Here is a 25,508-nt window from a genome sequence, read left to right as displayed (position 1 = left end):
TCTTGTTTCTGGGGGGTCGGCAACACGGCATCCGCTGCTGGCAGCCTGACCGGGCGCTCTCACGGACCTCTCCCCGACACCTTGCACGCCAGGCCGCTTCGTCACCCGCGCGCCGCCCTGAAACGCAGTTCCCTGACGTCACAACTGCCCCTCCACCGGAAGCAGCCAGGCCATATGCGCCACGAACTTGCGGAAGCCCCCGGCGTGGGGCTCATCCCGGAAGGTAGCCCCGCTTCCCGCGACCCAGGTCACCCGGCCCTCGGCGTCGAGAGAGAGGCGATAGGTCAGCCGGGCGATGTCATCCTCCAGCCCTGCCAGCATGTCCCGCGTCAGGGAGGGGCTGTGCACCAGCACCCCGACTTCCGTGTTCACCTTGATCGAGCGGGGATCGAAGTTCATCGACCCGACGAAGGTCTCGCTATCGTCGATCAGCACCAGCTTGGTGTGCATGGTCAGATGCCGGTCCTCCGACCCTTCGAGATAGGGCTTCACCTCGTAGAGCGACACGCCCGCCTTCAGCAGCCGCTCGCGGTGCGGAAGGTAGCCGCCGTGCACGTAAGGGTGGTTCGTCGCGGCGAGGGAATTGGTCACGACCCGCACCTGCACACCCCGCGCCGCGAGCCCCTCGAGCAGCGAGACGCCCCACTCCTCGGGCACGAAATAGGGCGTGATGATCGTCACCTGCTTCTGCGCCGCCGCGATCCGCTGCATCAGCCCCTCGGCCAGCAGCCGGGGACCGCCACGCACCTTCTGGCGCAGCTTGTCGGGCGTATCGGCCAGCACCTCGGCCGTGGCGGGATAGAGCGCCCGGCGGCCAGACAGCACATCCTGGAGATAGGTCGACTCGACCGCGTGCCGGTAGACATCCCCGGCCCCGCGTTCGGCGTTCCGCGCCAGCACCTCCGCGACGACGGCCTTGAAGTCGGTGCGGGCCGGCCGGGCATAGGCCTCCACCGGCAGGGACCACGCGTCCCCCCAGTAGCGCTCGAAGACGTCTGATAGGCCAGAGACTGCTCCGCCGGTCAGGAAGAGGTCGAAATCCGCGAACTCGGAGCTGGTGTCGATCTGGTAATATTCATCCGCGATATTGCGCCCGCCCATGATGGCGTGGCGCCCGTCAACGATGAAGGTCTTGTTGTGCATCCTGCGGTTCACCCGCGGGAAATCCATCATGTAGCTGAGCGCCTTGGACGACCGAACACCGAGCGGGTTGAACACCCGGACGCTGATCCGCGGATGCGAGGACAGGAAGGCCAGCTGGGAATCGCGCGTGGTGGTCATGGCATCATCCACCAGCAGCCGGACCGCGACACCGCGGTCCGCGGCTTCGATCAACGCGAGGGACACGAGCGCCCCGGCCATGTCGGGACGCACGAGGAAGGTCTGGATGTCGATGCGATGACGGGCACGGGCGATCATGCTCAGCCGCGCGCCAAGGGCGTCATTCCCCTCGACAAGCTGCACGACACGCGTCGGCGCGGCCCCGCTGGAGGCCAGCACGGGCACCTCGACCAGCGGCTGGGGCTCGTTGCGCGAGACGGTGGCATCGAGCGTGACACAGCCAGACAGCGCACAGAGCACTGCCCCCAGCCCGATGCCTCGCAGCCAGCCTGCGCACACCCCGAAACCGTTTGAAACCCGAAACCCGATCATGACACTCACCCACCTCTGCGCGTCCAACGCGCACCATGGCAGCCATGAAACGCCGCAACGCACCTGAAATCAAGGAGATGCGCGAGCTATACAGGAAACGGCGCAGCACCAGATGCCGCCGTGAGCAAGTGCGACGACCGGATCGGCGCGGGCCGTTCCGGTCGCCTTGGTGTCAGCGAACCTCCATCCGGGGGGCGAATTCCAGCAGGACCTTGAGCGCTGCGGAGGCGTTCCTCTTCGACGGGTAGACGATGCTCACCGGCAGTTCCGGCATCTCGTACTCGGTCAGCACGCTGACCAGCCGTCCATCCTCCACGTCCTTGCGGATCAGGAACTCGGGCATATAGGCCAGCCCCATCCCGGCCACGGCCGCGGCGCGGATCATCTCGCCGTTGTTGGCCATGAAGGACGGGTGGACCTTCTGATGCTGCACCTCGCGGCCCAGCCGGAAAGGCCATGTGCCCGCACCGCGCATGTTGGTGTAATGCAGCGCACGATGCTGGGCGAGGTCGCCGGGGCGTTCCGGGGTGCCATATTCCTTCAGATACTCCGGCGCGGCCACGATGAAGGTCGAAACGCTGTCGATCCGACGCGCATGAAGGGCGCTGTCACTCAGCTCACCGACCCGGACCGCGGCGTCATAGCCCTCCGAGATCAGATCGACCATGCCGTCGTCCAGCACCATTTCCAGCTGGATCGCGGGATAGGCCTGCGAGAACCGCATGATATGCGACTGCAACACGGAGTTGGTGTAGGAGAGCGGCGCGCCGATCTTCAGCCGCCCGGAGGCGGTATTGACCTCGGCCTTCACGCTCTCGTCCGCCTCGATCAGGAGGTCGAGGATGCGGCGCACCTTGCCGTAGTAATCGAGCCCGATCGCCGTCGGCCGGACCGACCGGGTGGAACGGGTCAGCAGCCGGGCGCCAAGCCGCGCCTCGATGTCGCTGATATGCTTGGAGCACATGCTTTTCGAAATGCCGAGCCGCCGCGCAGCAGCTGAGAAGCTGCCTTCCTCGACGATCAGCGCATAGGCCTTCAGAGCAACGGTATCCATGGTAATGTCTGTTCCTGTTTCAAGGCTCCGAGCCCAGCCAGCCGCGCACGTCAGCGCGCAACCTGGCCCATCAATTCCGTCGCCATTGACCAATGATAATGCACAATGGGTCCAGCATCCAGCAGCGCAGGCGCGCGCCGGGCGTCGCGCAACGCGGCAGGACCGCGGCGCATTTGCCGGACAGGGTCGAAGGGACGGGCAGCCTCGCAGAGGCCCCCGCGCCGACGGCTCAGGAGGTGGGATCGAAGAAATGGACGGGACGCCGCCCCAATGGGGCCTGCGGCACTCCCTCAAGATGTGATCAGTTCAAATCGGGCGCTCAGCGCCCCGAGCGCGAGAATGTCGTGACGGGGATGAGCTCATCCGCCCGCAGGCCAAGTTCTGCACGCTCGAAGGGCGAATAGACTTCGCTCGCCTTGCGCATCTCGACGTGTCCGCGGGTAGTGCCCGAGGGCTGTGCCGGTTGCGTCGTCGGCGCGGGCGCGGGGGCCTTTTCAGGCTGCACCGGCTGCGTATTTGCTGCCGCCGCTCCGACCGAGAGCATCAGCGCGATTGCGGTGATTGCAGCGAAATTCATAACATGTCTCCTCGTTAAATCCGGGGTAAACTCTAGGGGTAAGGCGCCGCATCCTGCTGGATGCCGTCGCTTCTTATACACATGATATGGGAACGCCCATCATCCACCATTAGATGCAAATCATCGCAATCATTATTCGATAGATCGACATAATTAAAAACCGTCATCGCAGCACCTGACCGGAGCGCCGGTCCGGGTGCCCATGCTTTTGCAGCTTAAACTGCCTGCCCCCGCCGGTCACCTCACAAGGGCGGCACAGGACAGCCGTTCAACAGGGCCGATCAGACAGCCCTATCATTGTTCGGCAATGGACCCGGGGGCCGGGACGGAGGCGCACCGCGGCTCACCTCGCCTTGACGACGCGGGACAGCAGCGGCGGCAGTCCCCCCCCTGACGCGGCGGTCAGGCGGTGGGCCGTGGCGCCACCAGCCGGATGCCAGCCGCCGCGGCGCGCAGCATCTCTGCCTCGCCCGTGCGGCGGCGCAGCGCGAGATGCGACAGCGCGCTGCCCGCCCGCTCCGGGCGCACCCGGAACTGTGCCACCCGTGCCAGCGCCGCGCGTGCCGCACGCCGGTCGCTTGCCGTGGTCGCCGGGTCGGCCAGCAGGCCATGACAATAGAACACGGCGTGCCCCAGCGTGAGCAGCGCAAGGCTCACCTCCAGCGCCGCCTCGTTGGCACGGGCGGACCGCTCGGAGCTCCGCACGAGCCGGAGCGTGCGGTGATAGAGGCGCGCCTGCCACGTCGTCCGGCGTTGCAGCGCCTGCGGATCGGCGGCCAGATCGGCCAGATCGTGCCGCATCATCTCCAGCATGGTCTCGGACCGGCGGCGCAGCGAGGCGGGGTAGATGAAGCTGTAGGCAAGGAACGCCGCCAAGGGCGCCGCCACGACGGCCAGCCCCGCCATCGCGGAATGGGCAAAGCTGCCCTCCAGCGGCCAATGCGGCTGAAGCATCAGCAGCACCACCATGTTGTAGTCGAAGCTGGCGGCGGTCGTGCGCCGGTGCCCGACGAGCAGCGGCCCCAGCAGAATGAACGGCAGGGTAAGCAAGATCATCTGAAGCTCGCTTCCCGCCAGCGGCCAGACCAGCCAGCGGCACGCCAGCGCCCCCAGTACCCCCAGCAGTTGGCCCACGAAGACGAAGCGCATCATCTGGGTCGGGCTCGGGAAGGTCGAGAAGAGCGAGAGCATCACCGAGAGGCCGAGCAGCATGAAGGCACCCGCCTGCCAGCCCGTCGCCAGCCAGATCGCCCCGAAGACCAGCATCGTGCCCCCCGCCCGGATCATCGCCTCGCGCGCGCCGACCCAGTCACGGTGAAGCACCTGCGGCAGGGCGGGCTCTGCCCGGTCGGGCCCTTCCGGGGACCACGCCCGCAGCGCCGCGGCCAGCGGGGCAAGCGCGGCGTCGAGGCCGGCCTCGGACACGTCATTGCCCGCGGCGGCCACCTGCTCCAGCGCGCGGGCGGCACTGCCGAACTGCCCGGCGCGGAGCGCCTGCGCCGCGTCCTGAAGGCCCGCGGCACTGACACCGCTGTCAAACGTCCGCCCGCGCCCGCGGCGCCAGAGCAACAGGGCAATCGCGGCGATCAGCAGGTCGCGTGTCGCACGCACCATCCGCCGGGAGCGGATCGACCCGGCGCCATGGGCATCCAGCATCTCTTCGGCCTCGGCGATGCGGTGCAGCAGGGATTGATCCGCCGCATCCGCATGGGCCGGCGCGGGCCGCGCGGCACGGTCCAGCAGATCTGCGAGCAGCGCGATCACCCGCTTGCGCAGCCCCCCGCCATCCGCCGGGGGTGCAAAGACATAGCCGATGGCCGCGGCCACCACGACGCCGGTCAGCACCGTCGCCATCCGGTCCGCGCCAAGCGCCAGCACTTGATCGGGATGCGCCGCATCCAACAGCGACACCATCGCCGCCGTGTACCCCGCGAGGACGGCCCCATAGGCCACGAACCCCCGCGCGAGGTTCCCCGCCCCGGTGCAGAGCGCCACCCAGAGTGACAGGCCCACGACCAGCAGCGCCGGGTGAACATGGCTGCCCAGCACCAGAAGCACCCCGGCAATCGACCCGATCACGGTGCCGACCACCCGGAACAGGCTCTTCTCCATCAGCTGGCCCCGGGTCGGCTGGGAGGCCGCCCAGACGGCCATGCCGGCCCATTGCGGATGTTCGAGGCCAAGCCACCAGGCCAGCACGAAGGCGATGGAGGCCGCGATCGCGGTCCGAATGGCATAGGCCAGACGGCCCTCGTCGAAGCCTGCGCGGGTCAGAAGCGTGCTCATTCCGCGGCCTCCTTCTCAAGAAGGACCTGAACCCGCGCACTGATCTTATCCAGCGCCGCCATCATCTCTTCGAGGTCCTCCTCGGAGAGATCGGCGAGCATCAGCGCCTCGATCTCGTGGATGTGGGCCCGGGTGCGGGCGACCTCTGCCTCGCCCTCCGGGGTCAGCATGATGAGGCGGGCGCGCCGGTCGTTGGGGTCCACCCGGCGCTCGACGAAGCCACGCTCGGCCAGTAGGTCGATCAGCCGCACGAGAGACGAGGCGTCGAGCCCGATCCGCTGCGCCAACTCGCTCTGCGAGATGCCGTCACCGCCCTCGGCGAGGTGGATCAGGGGCGACCAGCTGGCGTCCGTCAGGCCCTCGCGGGCGAGGGCATGGTCGATCACGCGCCGCCAGCGGCGGGCCAGCGTGACGAAGGAGAAGCCGATCCGCTCGCGGGCGGGAACTGGGGCGGGGAGAGGGGCAACAAGGCTGTCGGTCATCCCGGCTGCTTGCCTCAAATTGATTTGGCACTCAAATCATTTTGAGCCAAATCATCTGCCCGCATGCCCGCATTGCATCCGGCGAAGGGCTGACCGCCCGTCAGGAGCCGATGCGCCAGCGATCCCGGTTCCGGCGCGACGGGAAGCGGTCTGCCAGCCCGAGCGCGTCGATCCGGTCGAGGCTGGCCTCGAAGAGGGCGGCGTTCACCGGCACCTCGTCGGGCGCGAGTGCGACACGGCGCAGGCCTGCGGCGCGGGGTTGGTAGGCATCATGAAGCGCGCGCAGGTCGGCAAGGGCACAGCCGGCGGAGATGTCGATCCGCAGGTCCACCTGCGCGATGTCGTCGGGCCCCGTCACCTGCAGCGCCGCGGATTGCAACGGCCCGAAGATCTCGCCGCCCGCCGCCTGCCCGGCCTCCAGCCCGCGCATCAACCGCTCGGCAAGCGGGAGCGTGGCCGCGGCCCCGAAGGCCCGCGCCATCGCATCGGTCACCCGGTCGTTGTCGAGGATGTTGCCCAGCGCGAGGCAGTCGCGCCCGGCGCTGTCCGTGTGGATCGAATAGAGGCTGGCGCCGTGGTAGGCGGCGCTGCCCCCCGCCGCGTCGAGGACACCGATCTGGCGCCAGTGGATATCCGGGGTGGCGGCCGCGATTTCCGCGACGACCTGCTGCGCGCTCAGCCCCTCCAGCAACAGCCGCAGGCCCAGCGCCCCAAGACGCGGGTCAGTGCGATGCTGCGACAGGACGGCGCCGCGCCCATGGGCGAGGTGGAGGCACCGGTTCCCGACAGCGAGGTCCGAAGTGGTGACAGCGCCCCCGAAGGCCCCGGTTTGCGGGCAATGCCCGATGATCGAAAAGGTCATGCATCCTCCACGGCCGGCACCCAGCGGCGCAGCAAGGGCCCGCCCGCCCGCCACGGCGTGACATGCCAGCGGGCACCCCGCCAGAGCCGGTATCCGATTGTGCATAGTCTAGCCATGCGGCGCCGGGCTTGGCCAGAGGATCGGGGCCTCAAGACCAAGGCGCGGCGACACGCCCGGCCCGATGCCCGCTTGCCACCGGCGCTGCGACCTGCGACGTGGGTCCGATGACCCGTCTTGCCCGCCTCAGCGCCGCCCTCATCGGATGCCTCGCCGCCCTGTCGCTGGCCGGGGAGTTCATCGACACCTCGCTCGACAATCCGCACCTCGGCCCGCTTCAGGTCGGCTGGCGGCTGCTCCGCTTCTTCACGATCACGACGAACCTCATGGTGGCGGGCACCTTCCTCGCCATCGGGTTGGGCCGCGCGCGGGCCCGGCCCGGCTGGCTCATAGCGCTGACCCTCTGGATCGGCATCGTCAGCGCGGTCTACTGGCTGCTTCTGGCGGGGGAGCCCGGACCACGGCAGATCGGGCGATTGGCGGACCTCGGGCTGCACAGCTACGTGCCCGCGGCGGTCGGCCTGTGGTGGGTCATCTTCGCGCCCAAGGCGCGGCTGGGACAGCGCCATGCCCTGATCTGGCTGGCCTATCCGCTGGGCTATGTCGCCTATGTCTTTGCCCGCGCACAGGGCGGCGACGCCTATCCCTATTACTTCCTGAACCCCGGCGCCGTCGGCACCGGGGGGCTGGTGCTCTACATCCTCGGGCTGGGGGCCGCCTTCTATCTCGGCGGCCTCGCCCTGATCTTCGCAGGCCGGCTGTTCCGCTAAAGCTCAGGCCATCTCGGTAATGGTCAGCGAGATCGGGCTCAGCCCTTCAACCCCGGCCTCCAGCACGTCGCCCGGCTGAACGGGGCCCACGTTCTCGGGCGTGCCCGTCATGATCAGGTCACCGGGCCGCAGGTGATAGAAGGTCGAAAGGTGGGCGATGATCTCGGGCACCTTGTGCACCAGCAGGTCGAGCGTGCTGTCCTGCTTCGTCTCGCCGTTCTGGTCCAGCCAGATGCGCTGTGCCCCGGGGGTGAAGTCCGCGGCCTTGGTGATCGGTGCGAAGACGGCGGATTGCTCCACATCCTTGCCCAGCGACCACGGGCGCAGCTTGGTGCGTTCACGGATCTGCAGGTCGCGGCGCGTCATGTCGAGCGCGGCGCAATAGCCATAGACCGCCGCGGCGCCCTCCTCCGGGGTGCACTGGAAGACCTCCGCGCCCATGGCGACGGCTAGTTCGATCTCGAAATGGTAATCCTCGGTCCCGCCGGGATAGGGCGTGGCCGCGCCGGTCAGCACCATGTTGGCAGGCGACTTGGTGAAATAGAACGGCGACTCGCGGTCCACCTCATAGCCCATCTCGGCGGCATGGGCGGCATAGTTGCGCCCGACGCAGAAGATGCGGCGCACCGGGTAGCCCTCGCCTTCGCCCAGCACGGGAATGTCGGGGATCGGCGGCAGATCGAAGAGGCTCATGGCGATTCCTTTACACTAATATACCAGTTACCTGCCACGTTCCCGCGCGCCTGAGAAGCCACTCTCTGCGCCCCCTGCCCGAAGGACACCGATGACGGGCACCGCTGGACAGGCCCTGCGGATTGCGGGAGGCTTGGCGGCGCAGCTGTACAGGAGACGCCCCATGACGATGCCCCTTTCCGATCTGATCGCGCAGGGTCGCGGCGACGCGCCCGCGGACAAGGTTCTGCGCGGCGGACGCGTGCTGGATGTGGTCACCGGCGCCTTCGTCGAGGGCGATGTGGCGATCTGCGGCGACACGATCGTCGGCATCGGCGCCGATTACGACGGGGTCGAGGTGATCGACGTCACCGGTCTGACGCTGGTCCCCGGCTTTATCGACACGCATCTGCACATCGAAAGCTCCCTCGTCACGCCGCATGAGTTCGACCGCTGCGTCGGCCCGCGCGGGATCACCACGGCGATCTGCGACCCGCATGAGATTGCCAACGTGATCGGGGTGGAGGGCATCCAGTACTTCCTCGACAGCGCGACCCAGACGGTGATGGACATCCGCGTGAACCTGTCCTCCTGCGTGCCCTCCTCCCACATGGAGACGGCGGGCGCCCGGATCGAGGCGGAGGACCTCGCGCCGCTGCGCGATCACCCGCAGGTCATCGGGCTGGCGGAGTTCATGAACTACCCCGGCGTGATCTTCCAGGACCCGGGCTGCATGGCCAAGCTGGAGATGTTCCGCGGCGGCCACATCGACGGCCACTGCCCGCAGCTGGTGGGCAAGGACCTGAACGCCTATGTCGCCGCCGGCATCCGGACAGAGCATGAGGCGACCACGGCGGAAGAGGCGCTGGAGAAGCTGCGCAAGGGGATGCGGGTGCTGCTGCGCGAGGGCTCGGTCTCCAAGGACATGGCGGCGCTGCAACCGATCCTGACCGATATCACCTCGGCCTACATGTGCCTGTGCACCGATGACCGCAATCCGCTGGACATCGGCGAACATGGCCACCTCGATTACATGATCCGCTGGATGATCGCCCATGGCACGCCGGTGCTGGCGGCCTATCGTGCGGCCTCCCTCTCCGCCGCCGAGGCCTTTGGCCTGAAGGACCGTGGCCAGATCGCGCCGGGCAAGCGGGCGGATATCGTCGCGCTCTCCTCGCTGAAGGACTGCCGGGCCGAGATGGTGCTGGCCGGTGGCGTGGTGGTGAATGATGCGGCCTTTGCCACGCGCCAGATCGCGCCACCCGTGGGGCGCAACTCGGTCAAGGCGCCCAAGGTCACGGCGACCTCGTTCCGCGCCACCTCGAACCAGACCATGACGGACGTCATCGGCGTGGTGGAGGGCAAGATCATCACCGAGCACCTGCGCGAGGAGATCCCGATCGAGGACGGCGACAAGCGCCCCGACACCGCCCGTGACCTGATCCGCGTGGCCGTGGTGGAACGCCACGGGATCAACGGCAATATCGCCACCGGCTTCGTGAAGGGCTTTGGCCTCCAACATGGGGCCATCGCCTCGACCGTCTGCCACGATCACCACAACATCGCCGTGGTGGGCGCGGACTACGACGACATGGCGCTTGCCGCGAACCGTCTGGGCGAGATCGAGGGCGGCTTCGTCGTGGTGCGCGACGGCACGGTGCTGGCCGAACTGGCGCTGCCGGTGGCGGGGCTGATGAGCCTTGAACCCTTCGAGGAGGTCCGCGACCGGCTGATCGACCTGCGCGCGGCGGCCAAGAGCCTCGGCGTCGTGCTGGAGGAACCTTTCCTGCAACTGGCCTTCGTGGCGCTGCCGGTGATTCCGGCGCTGAAGATCACGGATCGCGGCATGGTGGACGTGGTGAAATTCGAAATCATCCCGGGTTAACCCCGGGGCGGAAGGCCGTTTCGGGTCGTCAACTTCCGCAGTGCAAAAAATCATTCCGCAGATTGACCGAACCCGTCTGCTCCCCTACCTTGGCCCGCGATGGCGCGCCGGGCGATGCCCTGCGCCTGCCATCACGGAGGAGACATCAGGAGGAGAGGTCCGTCATGGACACGGCAGCGACAACCGACAACGTCGTCACGGTGGAATACGTGGGCGACGTCGCGCTGATCTGCATCGACAACCCGCCGGTGAATGCCACCGGCTATCCCGTCAGGGCCGGGCTGGACGCCGCGCTGAAAGAGATCACCGCAGGCGGCACGGCCAAGGCCATCGGCCTCTACTGCGCCGGGCGGACCTTTGTCGCGGGCGCCGACATCCGCGAATTCGGCAAGCCCCCGCGGGAGCCGATCCTTCCTGCCGTCCTCAACAGCATCGAACAGAACCCGACGCCCGTGATCGCCGTGATTCACGGCACCGCCCTTGGCGGCGGCTTCGAACTGGCGCTCTCGTCCCATGCCCGCGTGGCCATCGAAGGCGCCCGCGTCGGCCTGCCCGAGGTCCTGCTGGGCATCCTGCCCGGCGCGGGCGGCACGCAGCGCCTGCCCCGTCTGACCGATATCCCCTGGGCGCTGGAGGTGATCCTGTCGGGCCGTCAGGTCTCGGCCGCGGAGGCGCTGGAAAAGGGCGCGATCGACCGCATCACCACCGGCACCCCGCGCGACGTGGCCATTGCCGCCGCGCAGGAGGTGATCGCCGGCACCCTGCCCACCCGCCGCACCTGCGACCTGCAGGTCACCCCCGACGATCAGGTGCTGGAAGACGCCGCCGCCATGCTGAAGGCCAAGCAGCCGCACCTCTTCTCGCCCCTGAAATGCGTCGAGGCGGTCGCGGCCTCCACCGGCCCGCTGGACGCGGGCCTGAAGTTCGAGCGACAGGCCTTCTTCGACTGCATCGAGACCCCGCAACGCAGCGGGCTGATCCATGCCTTCTTCGGGGAACGTGCCGTCTCCAACATCCCCGAGGCCAAGGGCCCGACCCGTCCGCTGGAGAGCATCGGCGTGATCGGCGGCGGCACCATGGGCTCCGGCATCGCGACGGCGCTGCTGACCGCGGGTTACGCGGTGACGCTGGTCGAAGTTGCGCAGGACGGCCTCGACCGGGGCGTCGCCACGATCACCAAGAACCTCGACGGCGCGGTCTCGCGCGGGAAGATGAGCGCGCAGAAACGCGATGCGGCGCTGTCCAAGCTGCTGCCGACGCTGAAGATGGACGACCTCGCGCCCGTCGACATGGTGATCGAGGCGGTCTTCGAAGAGATGGCGGTGAAGAAGGAGATCTTCACCAAGCTCGACACGATCTGCAAGCCGGGGGCGATCCTCGCCTCGAACACCTCCTACCTCGACGTGAACGAGATCGCTGCGGCCACCGCGCGCCCGCAGGACGTGATCGGCCTGCATTTCTTCAGCCCGGCCCATATCATGCGCCTGCTGGAAATCGTCGTGGCCGACAAGACCGCGGCGGATGTGACGGCCACCGGCTTCCTGCTGGCCAAGAAGCTCAAGAAGGTCGGCGTGCGCGCGGGCGTTTGTGATGGCTTCATCGGCAACCGCATCCTCGCCCACTACCGTCTGGTCGCGGATTACATGGTGCTCGACGGCGCCTCGCCGGAACAGATCGACCACGCGCTGGAGGACTTCGGCTTTGCCATGGGCCCCTACAAGGTGGGCGACCTCGCGGGCCTCGACATCGGCTGGGCCACGCGCAAGCGCAAGGCCGCGACCCGCGATCCCGAGCAGCGCTATGCCGGGACCATCGCGGACCGGATCTGCGAACAGGGCTGGTTCGGACGCAAGACCGGCAAGGGCTACTACCTCTATGACACCGGCGCGCCGGTGCCCAACCCCGGCGCCCTGCGGATCATCGACGACGTGCGCAAGGAAGAGGGCAGCCTCGAGCATCCCTTCACCGACGCGGACATCGTGGACCGCTACATGACCGCGATGATCGTCGAGGCCACCCGCGTGGTCGAGGACGGCACCGCCCGCCGCCCCGTGGACGTCGATATGGTCTTCCTCTTCGGCTACGGCTTCCCGCGGTTCCGTGGCGGCCCGCTGCATTATGCCGATACCATCGGGGCCAAGACCCTGATCGAGCGCATCGAGCATTATGCGCAGGAAGATGACTACTACTGGCAGGTGCCTGCCCTGCTGCGGAAGATGGCCGCGGACGGGACCACCTTTGCCGATCTGAACAAGGAGAGCTGAGATGGATCTGAGCTATTCCCCCGAGGACATCGCCTTCCGGGACGAGGTGCGCGCCTTCTTCGCCGACAACATGCCCGAGGACATCCGCACCGCCGTGCGCAACGGCAGCGAGTTGGGCAAGGAGATGCTGGAACGCTATCACACGATCCTGAATGCCAAGGGCTGGCTGGCCGCCACATGGCCTGTCGAGTTCGGCGGCACCGGCTGGAGCCCGGTACAGCGCCACATCTTCGAGGAGGAGGCCTGCCGCGCCTATGCGCCGCGCCCGCTGTCCTTCGGCCTCGCCATGCTGGGGCCGGTGCTGCAGAAGTTCGGCAGCAAGGAACAGCAGGAGTATTACCTGCCGCGCATCCTCAACGGTGACGACTGGTGGTGCCAGGGCTATTCCGAGCCCGGCGCGGGCTCCGACCTTGCCTCGCTCAAGACCCGCGCGGTGCGCGACGGCGATGAGTACGTCGTGAACGGTCAGAAGACATGGACCACGCTGGGCCAGCACGCCAACCGGATCTTCTGCCTCGTGCGGACCGACCCGGACGTGAAGCAGCAGCAGGGGATTTCCTTCCTGCTGATCGACATCGACACGCCCGGCATCGAGGTCCGGCCGATCCGTCTGATCGAGGGCGGCCACGAGGTGAACGAGGTCTTCTTCACCGACGTACGCGTGCCGGTCACCAACCTCGTGGGCGAGGAGAACCAGGGCTGGACCATCGCCAAGTACCTGCTGACCCACGAGCGCACCAACATCGCCGGTGTCGGCTTCTCGATGCAGGCGCTGGAGGAGGTGAAGACGCTGGCCCGCCGCACCACGCGCAACGGCCGCCCGCTGATCGAGGACCCGCTTTTCGCCGCCCGCGTGGCGCAGGTGGAAATCGACCTCGAGGCGATGAAGATCACCAACCTGCGGATGCTCTACACGGCGCAGAAACAGGGCGCGCCGGGGCCCGAGACCTCGATCCTCAAGATCAAGGGCACGGTCATCATGCAGGAGCTGCGCGATCTGGCGCGCCGGGCGCTCGGCCCCTCGTCGGCGCCCTTCCCGGGTCACATCACCGACGGCAACCTGATGCTGGCGCCGGTCGAGGCGGCGAACAATGCCGCGCGCTACTTCAACGGGCGCAAGACCTCGATCTACGGTGGGTCGAACGAGATCCAGCGCAACATCCTCACCAAGACCATGCTGGAGCTGTGACATGAACTTCGATCTGACCGAAGACCGGCAGATGCTGTCGGACAGCCTGAACCGGTTCCTCGCGGACAAATGCCCCTTCGAGCACCGCACCAAGGTCGCCTACGAGGCGCCCTACCACGATCCCGCCCTCTGGGCCGGCCTGTCGGAACTGGGCGCGCTCTATGCCTTCGGCACCGAGGAGCAGGGCGGCTTTGGCGGCTCCGGCTTCGACATCACCGTGGTCTTCGAGGCCATGGGCCGCGCGCTCTGCCCCGAGCCGCTGCTGGGGGCCGCCATGGGCGCGCGCCTGCTGGCCGCGGCGAGCGCCGATGCGGATGACCTGATGTCGGGCGCCGTGACCTATGCCGTGGCCGTGGGGGAGCTGGATGCGCCCTACGACCTCGACGGGATCGCCTGCACCGCGACGCTGGCCGGCGAGGATTACACGCTCACCGGCCGCAAGAGCGCGGTCTATGGCGGGCAGGCCGCCGACCGGCTGCTGGTGGCGGCAAGGCTCGACGGGCAGATTGCGCTCTTCGAGGTGACGGCGGCGGAGGCCTCGGTCACCGGCTACGGCATGATCGACGGCGGCGGCGCGGCCGAGGTGGTGCTGGACGCCACGCCGGGCAGGCTGCTGCTGGCCGATGCCCGCGCCGCGCTGGAAGATGCACAGGCGGCGGGGATCGTCGCGCTCTGCGCCGAGGCGGTGGGGCTGATGGACGTGCTGCACCGGATGACCGTGGACTACCTCGGGCAGCGCAAGCAGTTCGGCCGCACGATCGGCTCCTTCCAGGCGCTGCAGCACCGTGCGGTGGACATGCTGACGGAGATCGAGCAGGCGCGCTCGATCACCATCAAGGCGGCGGCGGAACTGGGCGGGCCCGATGCGGGGCGCTATGCCTCGATGGCGAAGAACCTGATCGGCCGCGCAGGCCGGCTGGTGGCCGAGGAAGCGATCCAGATGCATGGCGGCATCGCGATGACCTGGGAATATCCCGGCGCGCATTACGCCAAGCGGATCGTCATGATCGACGCGCAGCTGGGGGATACGGATTATCACCTGTCGCGGGTGATGGCGGCCTGAACGGGCGGCCTGAGCGCAAGACGCAGGCTGGCGGGGGGCCAGCCCCCCGCACCCCCCGGGATATTTCGGAACAGTGGATGAAGGGCTCCGGCAGTGCCGGGGCCCTTTCGCGTCAGATGAGCTTGACCACCTGCTTGCCGGTGTTGCCGCCCTTGAGGAGCTTGATGAAGGTCGCGGGCGCGTTTTCCAGCCCCTCGGCCACATCCTCGAGGTAGGCGATCTCGCCGGAGGCGACGAGGGGGGCGACCTCCTTGGCGAAGTCGGGGAAGAGGTGGAAGTGATCGCCCACCAGCAGACCGTTGATCTGCAGGCGCTTGACCAGCGTGCGGCGCCATAGCGCGGCAAGAGGCATCTGGGCGGTCGGGTCGTCCTCGGCGCCGTTGTACCAGGCGATCATGCCGCAGACGATGATCCGCCCGTGCAGGTTCATCAGCGGCAGCACGCCGCCCAGCACCGCGCCGCCCACGTTCTCGAAGTAGATGTCGATCCCTTCGGGGCAGACCTCGGCCAGGGCTTCGCGCATCGCACGGGCGTCCTTGCCACGGTGGTCGATGCAGGCGTCGAAACCGAAGGTCTCGGTCGCGATGCGGCACTTCTCGGCCCCGCCCGCGACGCCGACGACCCGGCAGCCCGCGAGCCGGGCGAGCTGGCCCACCATCGAGCCCACCGGCCCCGTCGCCGCCGCGACCACCAGCGTCTCGCCCGCCTGCGGCTTGCCATAGGCCCTGAGGCCGGACCAGCCGGTGAGGCCGGGCATCCCCAGCACGCCGAGCGCGGTGGAGATCGGCGCAGCCTGCGGATCGACCTTGCGCAGCTGGTCGCCGGGCTGGACGCCGTGGCTGGCCCAGCCGAACATGCCGAGGGCGAAATCGCCCGGCGCGAAGCCGGGGTGGTTCGAGGCAATCACCTCGCCCACGGCACCGGCGGTCATGGTCTCGCCGATGGCCACCGGCTCGGCATAGCTTTCCGCGTCGCTCATGCGGCCGCGCATGTAGGGGTCGAGCGACATGTAGTGGCAGCGCACCTGCACCTCGCCCGGGCCGGGCTGCGGCAGGGCGCTCTTCTCGAGGCGGAAATTCTCGGCCGTGGGCTCGCCCGCCGGGCGGCTCGCCAGCGCGATTCGTTGCATCATCTCTGTCATGGGGTACTCCTTCTCCCGGCAAACCCTAGCGCGCGGGGGCAGGCGACCCAATATAGGGCCCTTCACCAACGCTGCGTCATGCCGGGAACATGGACGGCCCGCGCGGCTTGGTGTAGAGGAGCGCGACCATGGCCAAGAAACCGACAGACCCGAATTACAAGGTGATCGCCGAGAACCGGCGCGCCCGCTACGATTATGCCATCGAGGAAGACCTCGAGTGCGGCATCGTGCTGACCGGGTCCGAGGTGAAATCCCTGCGTACCGGGCAATCCAACATCGCGGAAAGCTATGCCGCGGTGGAGGAAGGCGAGCTCTGGCTGGTGAACAGCTACATCGCGCCCTACGAGCAGGCCATGTTCGGCCACGAGGAGCGCCGCCGCCGCAAGCTGCTGGTCTCCAAGCGCGAACTGTCCCGCCTGTGGCAGGACACCGGGCGCAAGGGCATGACGCTGGTGCCGCTGGTGATGTACTTCAACCACCGCGGGATGGTGAAGGTGAAGATCGGCATCGCCAAGGGCAAGAAGACCCACGACAAGCGCGCAACCGAGGCCGCGCGGGACTGGAACCGGCAGAAACAGCGCCTGCTGCGCGAAAACCACTAGGGTTTCCGCCAGCCCTCGCTTGCCTCCGCGGCGCAGCGGCGCTAGCTATACCCTCGTTTTTCGTATGAGGGGGACGACGCCGTGGATGATCCGAAGACGCTTGTTTCGACCGAGTGGCTGGCCGCTCACCTGAAGGATCCGGACCTGCGGATCCTGGACGCAAGCTGGTTCATGCCCGGCTCCGACCGGGATCCCAAGGCCGAGTTCGACGCCGCCCACATCCCGGGCGCGCGCTTCTTCGACATCGACGAGATCAGCGACCTGCGCTCGGACCTGCCCCACATGGCCCCGCCGGTGGAGAAGTTCATGTCGCGCCTGCGTGCCATGGGCGTCGGCGACGGCCATCAGGTCGTGGTCTATGACAGCACCGGCATCTTCTCGGCCCCGCGCGTCTGGTGGCTGTTCCGCCTGATGGGGCAGTTCGACGTGGCCGTGCTGGACGGCGGCTTCCCCAAGTGGCAGGCCGAGGGCCGCCCGGTGGAGGACATGCCGCCGGTGATCCGCGACCGCCACATGACGGTGCGGCGCCAGAACCAGATGGTGAAGGACGTGACACAGGTCTCCTCCGCCGCCAAGCTGGGCGACTACGTCATCGTCGACGCCCGCGCCGCCGACCGTTTCTCGGGCGCCACGCCCGAGCCGCGCCCCGGCCTGCGCTCGGGCCATATCCCCGGTGCGCGGAACGTGCCCTTCGGCACGCTCCTGACCGCCGAGGGCACGATGAAATCCCCCGAGGAGATCCGCGCGATCTTCGACACCGCCGGGGTCGACATGACGAAACCCGTGATCACCTCCTGCGGCTCCGGGATCACCGCGGCCGTGCTCAGCCTCGCCCTCGAGCGGATCGGCAAGGCCGACCACGCGCTCTACGACGGGTCCTGGACCGAATGGGGTGCCTTCCCCACCCTCCCGATTGCCACCGGAGACGCCTGATGTTCGAAGCCCTGAAACCGCTGCCCGAGGACAAGATCCTCGCGCTGATGCAGAAATTCCGCGAAGACCCGCGCGAGACCAAGATCGACCTCGGCGTCGGCGTCTACAAGAACGCCTCGGGCGTGACCCCGGTGATGCGCGCCGTGAAGGCCGCGGAGAAGCGCATCTGGGAAGAGGAAACCACCAAGAGCTACACCGGCCTCGCCGGTGAGCCCGCCTTCCTCGACGCGATGATCTCGCTCGTGCTGGGCGATGCGGTGGCCCGCGACACAGTCGCCGCCGCTGCCAGCCCCGGCGGCACCGGCGCCGTGCACCACGGCTTCCAGATGGCGCGGCTGGCCAAGCCCGACGTGCGCGTCTTCGTCTCCGATCCGACCTGGCCGAACCACCTGTCGATCCTGAAGTTCATGGGCGTGGAAACCGTACCCTACCGCTACTTCGACAGCGCCACCGGCGAGGTGAACTTCGACGGCATGATCGAGGATCTCGGCCAGGCCAAGACGGGCGACGTCATCCTGCTGCACGGCTGCTGCCACAACCCGACCGGCGCCAACCTGACGCTGGACCAGTGGCAGACCGTGGTCGAGACGCTGCTGAAGACCGGCGCAGTGCCGATGATCGACATCGCCTACCAGGGCTTCGGCGACGGGCTGGAAGAAGACGCCGCCGCCACCCGGCTGGTGGTCTCCTCGGTGCCCGAAACCATCGTCGCGGCGAGCTGCTCGAAGAATTTCGGCATCTACCGCGAGCGGACCGGCGTGCTGATGGCGATCTCGCACGACACGTCGAAGACCGCGGTGAACCAGCAGACGCTGGCCTTCCTGAACCGGCAGAACTTCTCCTTCCCGCCGGACCACGGTGCCCGCCTCGTCTCGACCATCCTCGGCGATGCCGAGCTGCGCGCCGACTGGATGGCAGAGCTGGAAGAGGTGCGCCTCGGCATGCTGGGCCTGCGCGAGCAGCTGGCCGGCGAGCTGGCGCGGCTGTCGAACTCCGACCGTTTCGCCTTCCTTGCCCGGCACCGCGGCATGTTCTCGCGCCTCGGCACTTCGCCCGAGATGGTCGAGAAGCTGCGCGCGGACCATGGCATCTACATGGTGGGTGACAGCCGCATGAACATCGCCGGGCTGAACAGCCAGACGGTGCCGATCCTCGCCCGCGCGATCATCGACGCCGGCATCTGATCCGCACCACGGGACATGACGAGGCCCGGGACGCAGACGCGCCCCGGGCCTTCCTCTTTCCCCCAATACTCCGGGGGAATTGCGCCGCGCAGCGGTGCAAGGGGGCAGCGCCCCCAAAATTCTTCGAAGAATTTTGCCAAGAATTTTCGAAAATTCTTGGACGCGCGCCGCGCCCGCCCGCGCCCCTGCACAGTCCCTGCACAGTCATTGCGCGCCTCGACCGTTGACCCGCCCCGCCCTGCTGCGCACCCTGTTCCCAGCCAACAAGGGCCCAGCCAACAAGGGAGAGAGCCATGCGCAAGCTTCAGGTACAGGGGGTGCATCACATCACCCTCACCGGCGCCGACCGGCAGAGCACCATCGACTTCTGGGAAGGCGTGCTGGGGATGCCCTTCGTCTTCGACCAGCCGAACCTCGACAACGCGGACGAGGGGCATCTCTACTTCGATCCCGGCGACGGGCGGCTGATCACGATCTTCACCAACGAGAAACGTGGCCCGGTCCATGACCGCACGCCCACCGATCCCGGCTGCGTGCACCACGTCGCCTTCAACGTCAGCCAGGCCACCTTTGCCCAGACGGTCAAGCGCCTCGACGAACGCGGCATCAAGCACTCCGGCCCCAAGGACCGGGGTTTCATGGATTCGATCTACTTCAAGGATCCCCTGGGCTTCCTGATCGAACTGGCCTCCTACCGGTTCGAGCCGCCCGCGGGCGTCAGCCATGCCGCCGTCCTGCTGGAAGCGCATCACATCCGGGTCGAGCAGGGCGATTATAACATCCAGACGGCGCACCTCGCCGATGCGATCGAGCGGCTGACGACGGCGACCACGCGCTCGCTCTCCGAGGACCGGAGCCCGAAAGCCCCCTACTGACCCCGCCGCGCTGCCCGTTTTCTTCGAAGAAACGGACAGGAAAATGCGCATTTTCCGGGAGGGGGCCCTGCCCCCGTCCGCGCGGGGCGCGGACTCCCCGGGAGTACTTGGGGAAAGATGAAGTGCGCAAAAGGAAAAGGCCCGGGACGGTGTCGTCCCGGGCCTTCCTCTTTTTCGAACCTTCAGGTGATCAGTTGATCAGCCCCGCGTGGCGCATGGCGGCGCGGATCGTGGTCTTGGTGCTGTCCTCGAGGCCGGTGAGCGGCAGGCGCACCTCGTCCGAGCAGAGCCCCAGTTCGGCCATGGCGAACTTGGCGCCGGCCAGGCCGGGCTCGATGAAGATCGCCTCGTGCAGCGGCATCAGGCGATCCTGGTAGTCGAGCGCGAGCGCGTAGTCGCCCGCCAGCGTCGCGGCCTGGAACTCGGCGCAGAGCTTCGGCGCCACGTTCGCGGTGACCGAGATGCAGCCGACGCCACCATGGGCGTTGAAGCCGAGCGCGGTCGCATCCTCGCCGGAGAGCTGCATGAACTCGGGGCCGCAGGCCATGCGCTGCTGGCTCACGCGCTCCAGCTTGCCGGTGGCGTCCTTGACGCCGATGATCCGGGGCAGCTTGGCCAGTTCACCCATGGTCGCGGGGGTCATGTCGATGACCGAGCGGCCGGGGATGTTGTAGATCACGATCGGCAGGGTGCAGCAGTCATGCAGAACGCGGAAATGCTCGATCAGGCCGCGCTGCGTCGGCTTGTTGTAGTAGGGCGTCACCACCAGCGCCGCGTCGGCACCCACCGATTCGGCATGCTGGATCAGGCGGATGCCTTCCTTGGTGTTGTTCGAACCCGCGCCCGCGATCACCGGGATACGGCCAGCGGCGGCCTTCACCACTTCCTCGATGACGGTTTCGTGCTCGCGGTGGCTCAACGTGGGGCTCTCGCCCGTGGTCCCCACGGGGACGAGGCCGTTGGAGCCCTGCTCCACATGCCAGTCGACCAGCTTCTTGAGCGTCTCCAGATCCAGCTCGCCGTTCTTGAACGGCGTGACCAGGGCAGGAATGGACCCCTTGAACATGACACGCTCCTTTCTACGTGGCGGGCGGGCCTGCGACGCTGAATGTGCAGGCGAACCCATGCGAAAAGGCGCCTCTGCCGCGAATGTGAGTTGAGAGGGAAAGGCGCCGGGTTATCTTCCCGCGTGTCTATCCGTTTTCATTAGGGGAATTGCAAGTGATCTTGCACCGGCGCTACCGCATTCTGGTGCTTCTGGCCGCTCTTGGCCCTGCCGCCCCCGGTCTGGCGCAGCAGATCGAGGTGCCGAGCGCTGAGGCCGAGGAGCAGCCCGAGGAGACACCGGCCCCGCCATCCCCCGAGGACTTGGCGCGCAAGCCGCCGCGGCCGCTGTCCTCGGCGCTCCATGCTGCCGGGCGCGGCGACTGGGAGCGCGCCCGGCTGCTGGCCCTGCGCGACGGCCCGGTGGCGGCAGAGATCATCGAGTGGACCCGGCTGCGCAGCGGCGCAGGATCGCTTGCCGACACGCTCCGCTTCCTCGACGCGCACCCGGACTGGCCCGGGCTCGACTACCTGCGGCGGCGGCACGAGGACCAGTTGCAGGGCGCGGGCCCCGATCAGATCCTCGCCTTCTTCGGCGACACCCCTGCCCAGACCGGCACCGGCGTTTTGCTGCGCGCAGCCGCACTCACCGCGAACGGCCAGCAGGGCGAGGCCGAGGCAAGCCTCGTGCTGGCATGGCGCAGCATGTCGCTGACACAGGACGAACATTACGCCTTCCTCACCACCCACGCCGACCTGCTGAAACCGCACCACGAGGCGCGCCTCGACCGGGCGCTCTGGGAGGGCTGGACCGAGGACGCGAACCGCATGGTCCCGCTGGTGAGCGAGGCGCGCTGGAAGCTGGCACTCGCCCGCCGCGGCCTGCGCGAGGACGCCGGCAACGTGGACACGCTGATCGACGCGCTGCCCGAGGCCCTGCAACAGGATGCCGGGTTGGCTTTCGAACGCTTCGACTGGCGGGTCCGCAAGGGCCGCGAGGACGAGGCGATCGCGCTGATGCTGGAACGCTCTGCGATTCCCGGCGGGCTGGGGCTGGCAGAGAACTGGGCCGCCCGGCGACGCTACTACGTGCGCGAGAAGCTTTATGAAGGCGACGTGACCCTCGCCTATCGGCTGGCCTCTCAGAACCAGCTGACCGGCGGTGCGGCCTTTGCCGACCTCGAATTCCTGTCGGGCTTCATCGCGCTGCGGTGGCTGGACGATCCGAAACGCGCCCTGATGCATTTCGAGCGCCTGCGCGACGGGGTCGAGACGCCGATCTCGCTGGGCCGGGCGTGGTACTGGATCGGCCGCGCGCAAGAGGCCATGGGCCGCAGTGGCGAGGCGATGGCCGCCTATACCGAGGGCGGCGGTTACCAGACGACCTACTACGGGCTGCTGGCGGCCGAGAAGGCCGGGCTGCCGCCCGATCCCGACCTCGCGGGAGACGAGGATTTCGGCGACTGGCACGAGGCGGATTTCGCGGGCTCCGACCAGATCGAGGCGGGGATGCTGCTGCTGGCCGCCGGTCAGGGCTACGACGGCGAGAGATTCCTCGTGAACCTCGCCGATCACCTCGACCGGACCGGGCTGGGGCGGCTTGGCCGCCTGCTGGAGGACGAGGGCACGCCGCACCTCCAGATCATGCTGGGCAAGGCCGCCGCACAGCGCGATATCGTGCTGCCGCGCTTCTACTTCGCGCTGCACCCGCTGGCCGCGATGCGGATGCCCGTCCCGCCCGAGATGGCGCTCGCCATTGCCCGGCGCGAGAGCGAGTTCGACCCCACCGTCAGCAGCCACGCCGGTGCGCAGGGGCTGATGCAGCTGATGCCCGCCACGGCGCGGCTGGTGGCCCGCGGCTTCGAGGGGCCCCATGACGCCGCCGCCGTCCTCAGCGACTGGACCTACAACACGCGGCTCGGCACCGCCTACCTTGCCGATCTGGCGGATCGCTTCGATGGCAACGTGCTGCTGGTGGCGGCGGGCTACAACGCCGGGCCCGGGCGGCCCGAGCAGTGGATCAACGACTTCGGCGATCCGCGCGATCCGGATGTGGACGTTGTCGACTGGGTCGAGCTGATCCCCTACCGCGAGACGCGCAACTACGTGATGCGGGTGGCGGAAAGCCTGCCGGTCTACCGCGCCCGACTGGGCAAGGCCCCCCTGCCCCAGCCCTTCACGAAGGAGCTGAAAGGCTCAAGCCTGTTGCTGGGCCCGCCGTTCGCGCCAAAAGGTGAATAGGCCCGCGCCCACGATGACCGCCGCGCCGATGGCCACGTTCAGGCGCACCACCTCGCCGAAGACGATCATCCCGATGACCGAGGCAAAGCCGAGCTGGAAGTAGGCGAAGGGCTGCACGGCAGAGGCCTCGGCCAGTTCGTAGACCCGGATCAGCAGGTAGTGGCCAAGCGCGCCCGACATGCAGAGCAGCCCCATCCAGATCCAGTCCCCGCCCGTCATGGGCGTCCAGTACCAGATGCCCCAGACGCTGGAGATGACGGCCCCGGTGACACCGGTCCAGAAGAAGGAGGTGGCCGAGGTATCGCGCCGCGACACATAGCGCGTCAGCAGGCCGTAGACCGCGAACATCAGCGCGGCCGCCAGCGGCACGAGGCTCTTCACGCTGAAGACGCCAAAGCCCGGCTCCAGCACGATCAGCACGCCGAGGAAGCCGACGCCGATCGCCAGCCAGCGCCGCCAGCCCACGCGCTCGCCCAGAACCGGGCCCGAGAGCGCCGCCACCAGCAGCGGATAGCAGACGAAGACGGCATGGGTTTCCACCAGCCCCAGCAGGGTGAAGGCCACCACCATGACGCCGATTTCGAGGACGAGAAGCGTGCCGCGCAGGACCTGAAGCAGCGGGTAGCCCGTCTTGGCCGCCTTGCGCAGCCCTCCCGCCTGCCGGGTCGCCAGCACCATGACGAAGACGCCGAAGAACCAGTAGCGGATCATCACGATCATCTCGACCGGGTAGTTGTCCCCCAGATGGCGCGAGACTGCGTCCTGCACCGAGAAGACGAAGGTCGTCAGGATCATCAGCAGGATGCCGAGTCGCGTGTTCTGTTCAGCCATGGGAGGGGTCCGGTAAGACGGCACGGGTCATGTGCCGTTTCCGCCCGTATCCCGGCGCGCGGACAACGTCAAACCCTGCCGCCTGCAAGCCCCGCCTGACGAAACCTGCAGCCGTGTAGGTCGCCGCCGTGCCGCCCGGCACGGTATGGGCGCCGACCTGCGCCATGAGGCCCTCCTCCCAGAGCTCGGGGTTCTTCGCGGGCGCGAATCCGTCGAGGAACCAGGCATCCGCGCGGGCCTGCCACGCGGGCAGCGTCTCGCGCGCGTCGCCACGGATCATGCGGAAGGAGAGATCGGGCAGGTCGAAGGCCTCTTGCCCCCAGACGGGGGCCAGTTCGTCCGACAGGGCCGTGATCTCCGGGAAGGCCGCATGGGCGCGGCGCATCTCCCCGGCGGTCATCGGATAGGCCTCGAAGGTGGTGAAGTGCAGCCGCCCGGCCTGCCCCGTCTCACGCCAGAGCCGCAGCGCCGCGAGCAGGTTCAGACCGGTGCCGAAGCCCAGCTCGGCCACGTGAAAGCCGTCCCGGAACCGCGCCGGCAGGTCATTGCCCGCAAGGAAGACATAGGCCGTCTCGGCCAGCCCGTTCTCGAGGCTGAAATAGGGATCGTCGAAAAGCCGCGAGACCGGGATCTCCCCCTCGCGCCAGTCGAGATCGGCAACCCCGCCGCGACGCTCGGGCGTCTGGTCCTGCATGTCGTGTTCCCTTATGGATGGCGGCGCAAGGATACGAGGGATCAGGGCGATGGCAAGGACAGAGGTCACGGTACGCGGCGCGGGCATCTTCGGGCTCAGCTGTGCATGGGCCTGCCTCAAGGCCGGGGCCTCGGTCACGGTGATCGACCCCTTCGGGCCGGGCGCCGGGGCCTCGGGCGGGCTGGTGGGCGCGCTGGCGCCCCATGTGCCCGACCAGTGGAACGAGAAGAAGCAGTTCCAGTTCGAAAGCCTGATCCTGGCCGAACCATTCTGGGAAGAGGTCGAGGACGTTTCCGGCCGCTCGCCGGGCTACAAGCGGCTGGGGCGCATCCAGCCGCTGGCGGACGAGAAGGCCCTGACGCTGGCGCAGGAGCGGGCGGCCTCGGCCCGGACGCTGTGGCACGGGCTGGCGGACTGGCGCGTGCTGCCGATCCCGGCGCAGAGCGACTGGGCGCCCCTGAGCCCCACGGGGCAGGTGATCCACGACACGCTGACCGCGCGGATGCATCCGCGCATGGCCTGCGATGCCCTCGTCGCCGCGATCCGCGCCAAGGGCGGCCGGGTCGAAAGCGAGGGGCCGAACCGGGGTGCGGTGATCTGGGCCACCGGCGTGGCCGGGCTCCAGTCGCTGAGCGAGGACAGCGGCAAGTCTCTCGGCAACGGGGTGAAGGGACAGGCGGCGCTGCTGGCCCATGACGCCCATGACATGCCGCAGATCTATGCGGGCGGGGTGCACGTGGTGCCGCACGAGGACGGCACCGTTGCCATCGGCTCCACCAGCGAGCGAGAGTATACGGACCCGTTTGGAACCGATGAGTTGCTCGACGACGTGGTGGCCCGCGCGCGCGAGGTGGTGCCCGCCCTGCGCGGCGCCCCGGTGATCGACCGCTGGGCCGGGCTGCGACCCCGGGCCAAGACCCGTGCGCCGGTGCTGGGGACATGGCCGGGGCGGCCCGGGCATTACATCGCCAACGGCGGCTTCAAGATCGGCTTCGGCATGGCGCCCAAGGTGGCGCAGGTCATGGCCGACCTCGTGCTGGAAGGCGTCGATGCCGTCCCCGAGGCCTTCCGCGCCGAGGCGCTGTTCTAGGCCCCGCGCAGGAAAAAGGGCGCGGACCTTGGCAGGCCGCGCCCCTCTCGATCACCCGT

The 25,508-nt window shown here is 68.2% G+C and carries 22 protein-coding genes; 11 read left to right on the top strand and 11 right to left on the bottom strand.

The genetic code is table 11. The features are described 5' to 3' along the window. Nucleotides 1-138: 138 nt before the first annotated feature. The 6 genes from LCM32_RS09015 to LCM32_RS08990 all read right to left on the bottom strand — a co-directional run bounded on the left by LCM32_RS09015 (nt 139) and on the right by LCM32_RS08990 (nt 6,914). The gene (locus LCM32_RS09015) at nt 139-1,653 is read right to left on the bottom strand and encodes a phospholipase D-like domain-containing protein (RefSeq protein ID WP_224820721.1); all 1,515 of its coding nucleotides are present in this window, start codon (nt 1,651-1,653) and stop codon (nt 139-141) included. A 172-nt stretch (nt 1,654-1,825) separates the two neighbouring features. Next, nucleotides 1,826-2,707 (bottom strand): LysR family transcriptional regulator, encoded by an 882-nt coding sequence (locus LCM32_RS09010; RefSeq protein ID WP_224820720.1) that lies wholly within the window; start codon nt 2,705-2,707, stop codon nt 1,826-1,828. 319 nt (nt 2,708-3,026) lie between these two features. After that, complete coding sequence (locus tag LCM32_RS09005; RefSeq protein WP_224820719.1) at nt 3,027-3,284, bottom strand: hypothetical protein; 258 nt, start codon at nt 3,282-3,284, stop codon at nt 3,027-3,029. 402 nt (nt 3,285-3,686) lie between these two features. Beyond that, on the bottom strand, nt 3,687-5,570 hold the full coding sequence (locus LCM32_RS09000; protein ID WP_224820718.1) for an FUSC family protein: 1,884 nt from the start codon (nt 5,568-5,570) through the stop codon (nt 3,687-3,689). Then, on the bottom strand, nt 5,567-6,052 hold the full coding sequence (locus LCM32_RS08995) for a MarR family winged helix-turn-helix transcriptional regulator (protein WP_224820717.1): 486 nt from the start codon (nt 6,050-6,052) through the stop codon (nt 5,567-5,569). Before LCM32_RS08995 ends, LCM32_RS09000 begins: the two co-directional genes overlap by 4 nt. 100 nt (nt 6,053-6,152) lie before the next feature. Further along, on the bottom strand, nt 6,153-6,914 hold the full coding sequence (locus LCM32_RS08990) for a DUF1028 domain-containing protein (protein WP_224820716.1): 762 nt from the start codon (nt 6,912-6,914) through the stop codon (nt 6,153-6,155). Nucleotides 6,915-7,138: 224 nt separating this feature from the next. Between LCM32_RS08990 and LCM32_RS08985 the strand changes: the two genes are divergently transcribed. Then, nucleotides 7,139-7,741: a Pr6Pr family membrane protein gene (locus LCM32_RS08985; RefSeq protein ID WP_224820715.1), complete on the top strand. Its 603-nt coding sequence runs from the start codon at nt 7,139-7,141 to the stop codon at nt 7,739-7,741. 3 nt (nt 7,742-7,744) lie between these two features. On the opposite strand, the gene LCM32_RS08980 is transcribed toward LCM32_RS08985, so the two are convergent. Further along, a complete protein-coding gene (locus LCM32_RS08980; RefSeq protein ID WP_224820931.1) occupies nt 7,745-8,440 on the bottom strand; it encodes a fumarylacetoacetate hydrolase family protein in 696 nt (231 codons plus the stop codon). A gap of 157 nt (nt 8,441-8,597) precedes the next feature. On the opposite strand from LCM32_RS08980, the gene ade reads away from it, so the two are divergent. From ade to LCM32_RS08960, 4 genes are all read left to right on the top strand, one after another. Continuing rightward, nucleotides 8,598-10,298 (top strand): adenine deaminase, encoded by a 1,701-nt coding sequence (gene ade / locus LCM32_RS08975; protein WP_224820714.1) that lies wholly within the window; start codon nt 8,598-8,600, stop codon nt 10,296-10,298. Nucleotides 10,299-10,462: 164 nt separating this feature from the next. Further along, nucleotides 10,463-12,562, top strand: coding sequence for a 3-hydroxyacyl-CoA dehydrogenase NAD-binding domain-containing protein (locus LCM32_RS08970; protein WP_224820713.1), 2,100 nt, complete (start codon nt 10,463-10,465; stop codon nt 12,560-12,562). A 1-nt stretch (nt 12,563) separates the two neighbouring features. Then, nucleotides 12,564-13,751, top strand: a complete 1,188-nt coding sequence (locus LCM32_RS08965; RefSeq protein WP_224820712.1) for an acyl-CoA dehydrogenase family protein — start codon at nt 12,564-12,566, stop codon at nt 13,749-13,751. Between the two features lies 1 nt (nt 13,752). After that, on the top strand, nt 13,753-14,814 hold the full coding sequence (locus LCM32_RS08960; protein WP_224820711.1) for an acyl-CoA dehydrogenase family protein: 1,062 nt from the start codon (nt 13,753-13,755) through the stop codon (nt 14,812-14,814). A 112-nt stretch (nt 14,815-14,926) separates the two neighbouring features. On the opposite strand, the gene LCM32_RS08955 is transcribed toward LCM32_RS08960, so the two are convergent. Beyond that, nucleotides 14,927-15,955 carry an NADP-dependent oxidoreductase gene (locus LCM32_RS08955; protein ID WP_224820710.1) on the bottom strand — a complete coding sequence of 343 codons (1,029 nt, stop codon included), beginning with the start codon at nt 15,953-15,955 and terminating at the stop codon, nt 14,927-14,929. A 128-nt stretch (nt 15,956-16,083) separates the two neighbouring features. Between LCM32_RS08955 and smpB the strand changes: the two genes are divergently transcribed. The 4 genes from smpB (at nt 16,084) to LCM32_RS08935 (ending at nt 19,549) form a co-directional block, all read left to right on the top strand. Further along, the gene (gene smpB / locus LCM32_RS08950; protein WP_224820709.1) at nt 16,084-16,557 is read left to right on the top strand and encodes an SsrA-binding protein SmpB; all 474 of its coding nucleotides are present in this window, start codon (nt 16,084-16,086) and stop codon (nt 16,555-16,557) included. An 81-nt stretch (nt 16,558-16,638) separates the two neighbouring features. After that, the gene (gene sseA / locus LCM32_RS08945; RefSeq protein ID WP_224820708.1) at nt 16,639-17,490 is read left to right on the top strand and encodes a 3-mercaptopyruvate sulfurtransferase; all 852 of its coding nucleotides are present in this window, start codon (nt 16,639-16,641) and stop codon (nt 17,488-17,490) included. Continuing rightward, on the top strand, nt 17,490-18,674 hold the full coding sequence (locus LCM32_RS08940) for an aromatic amino acid transaminase (protein WP_224820707.1): 1,185 nt from the start codon (nt 17,490-17,492) through the stop codon (nt 18,672-18,674). Before sseA ends, LCM32_RS08940 begins: the two co-directional genes overlap by 1 nt. Before the next feature lie 293 nt (nt 18,675-18,967). Continuing rightward, nucleotides 18,968-19,549 (top strand): VOC family protein, encoded by a 582-nt coding sequence (locus LCM32_RS08935; protein WP_224820706.1) that lies wholly within the window; start codon nt 18,968-18,970, stop codon nt 19,547-19,549. A gap of 190 nt (nt 19,550-19,739) precedes the next feature. On the opposite strand, the gene dapA is transcribed toward LCM32_RS08935, so the two are convergent. Further along, nucleotides 19,740-20,615 (bottom strand): 4-hydroxy-tetrahydrodipicolinate synthase, encoded by an 876-nt coding sequence (dapA, locus tag LCM32_RS08930; protein ID WP_224820705.1) that lies wholly within the window; start codon nt 20,613-20,615, stop codon nt 19,740-19,742. A 155-nt stretch (nt 20,616-20,770) separates the two neighbouring features. Between dapA and LCM32_RS08925 the strand changes: the two genes are divergently transcribed. Then, nucleotides 20,771-22,834: a lytic transglycosylase domain-containing protein gene (locus tag LCM32_RS08925; protein ID WP_224820704.1), complete on the top strand. Its 2,064-nt coding sequence runs from the start codon at nt 20,771-20,773 to the stop codon at nt 22,832-22,834. On the opposite strand, the gene LCM32_RS08920 is transcribed toward LCM32_RS08925, so the two are convergent. Together LCM32_RS08920 and mnmD are read right to left on the bottom strand one after the other, a co-directional pair. Then, a complete protein-coding gene (locus tag LCM32_RS08920) occupies nt 22,790-23,665 on the bottom strand; it encodes a DMT family transporter (RefSeq protein WP_224820703.1) in 876 nt (291 codons plus the stop codon). The genes LCM32_RS08925 and LCM32_RS08920 overlap by 45 nt on opposite strands. Beyond that, complete coding sequence (gene mnmD / locus LCM32_RS08915; protein WP_224820702.1) at nt 23,658-24,359, bottom strand: tRNA (5-methylaminomethyl-2-thiouridine)(34)-methyltransferase MnmD; 702 nt, start codon at nt 24,357-24,359, stop codon at nt 23,658-23,660. Before mnmD ends, LCM32_RS08920 begins: the two co-directional genes overlap by 8 nt. Nucleotides 24,360-24,408: 49 nt before the next feature. On the opposite strand from mnmD, the gene LCM32_RS08910 reads away from it, so the two are divergent. After that, the gene (locus LCM32_RS08910) at nt 24,409-25,449 is read left to right on the top strand and encodes an NAD(P)/FAD-dependent oxidoreductase (protein ID WP_224820701.1); all 1,041 of its coding nucleotides are present in this window, start codon (nt 24,409-24,411) and stop codon (nt 25,447-25,449) included. Nucleotides 25,450-25,508 lie beyond the last annotated feature (59 nt).

The sequence above is a fragment of the Pseudooceanicola nanhaiensis genome (assembly GCF_020171315.1).
Taxonomy (GTDB): domain Bacteria; phylum Pseudomonadota; class Alphaproteobacteria; order Rhodobacterales; family Rhodobacteraceae; genus Pseudooceanicola; species Pseudooceanicola nanhaiensis_A.
This window is presented reverse-complemented; position numbering and strand designations above follow the sequence as displayed.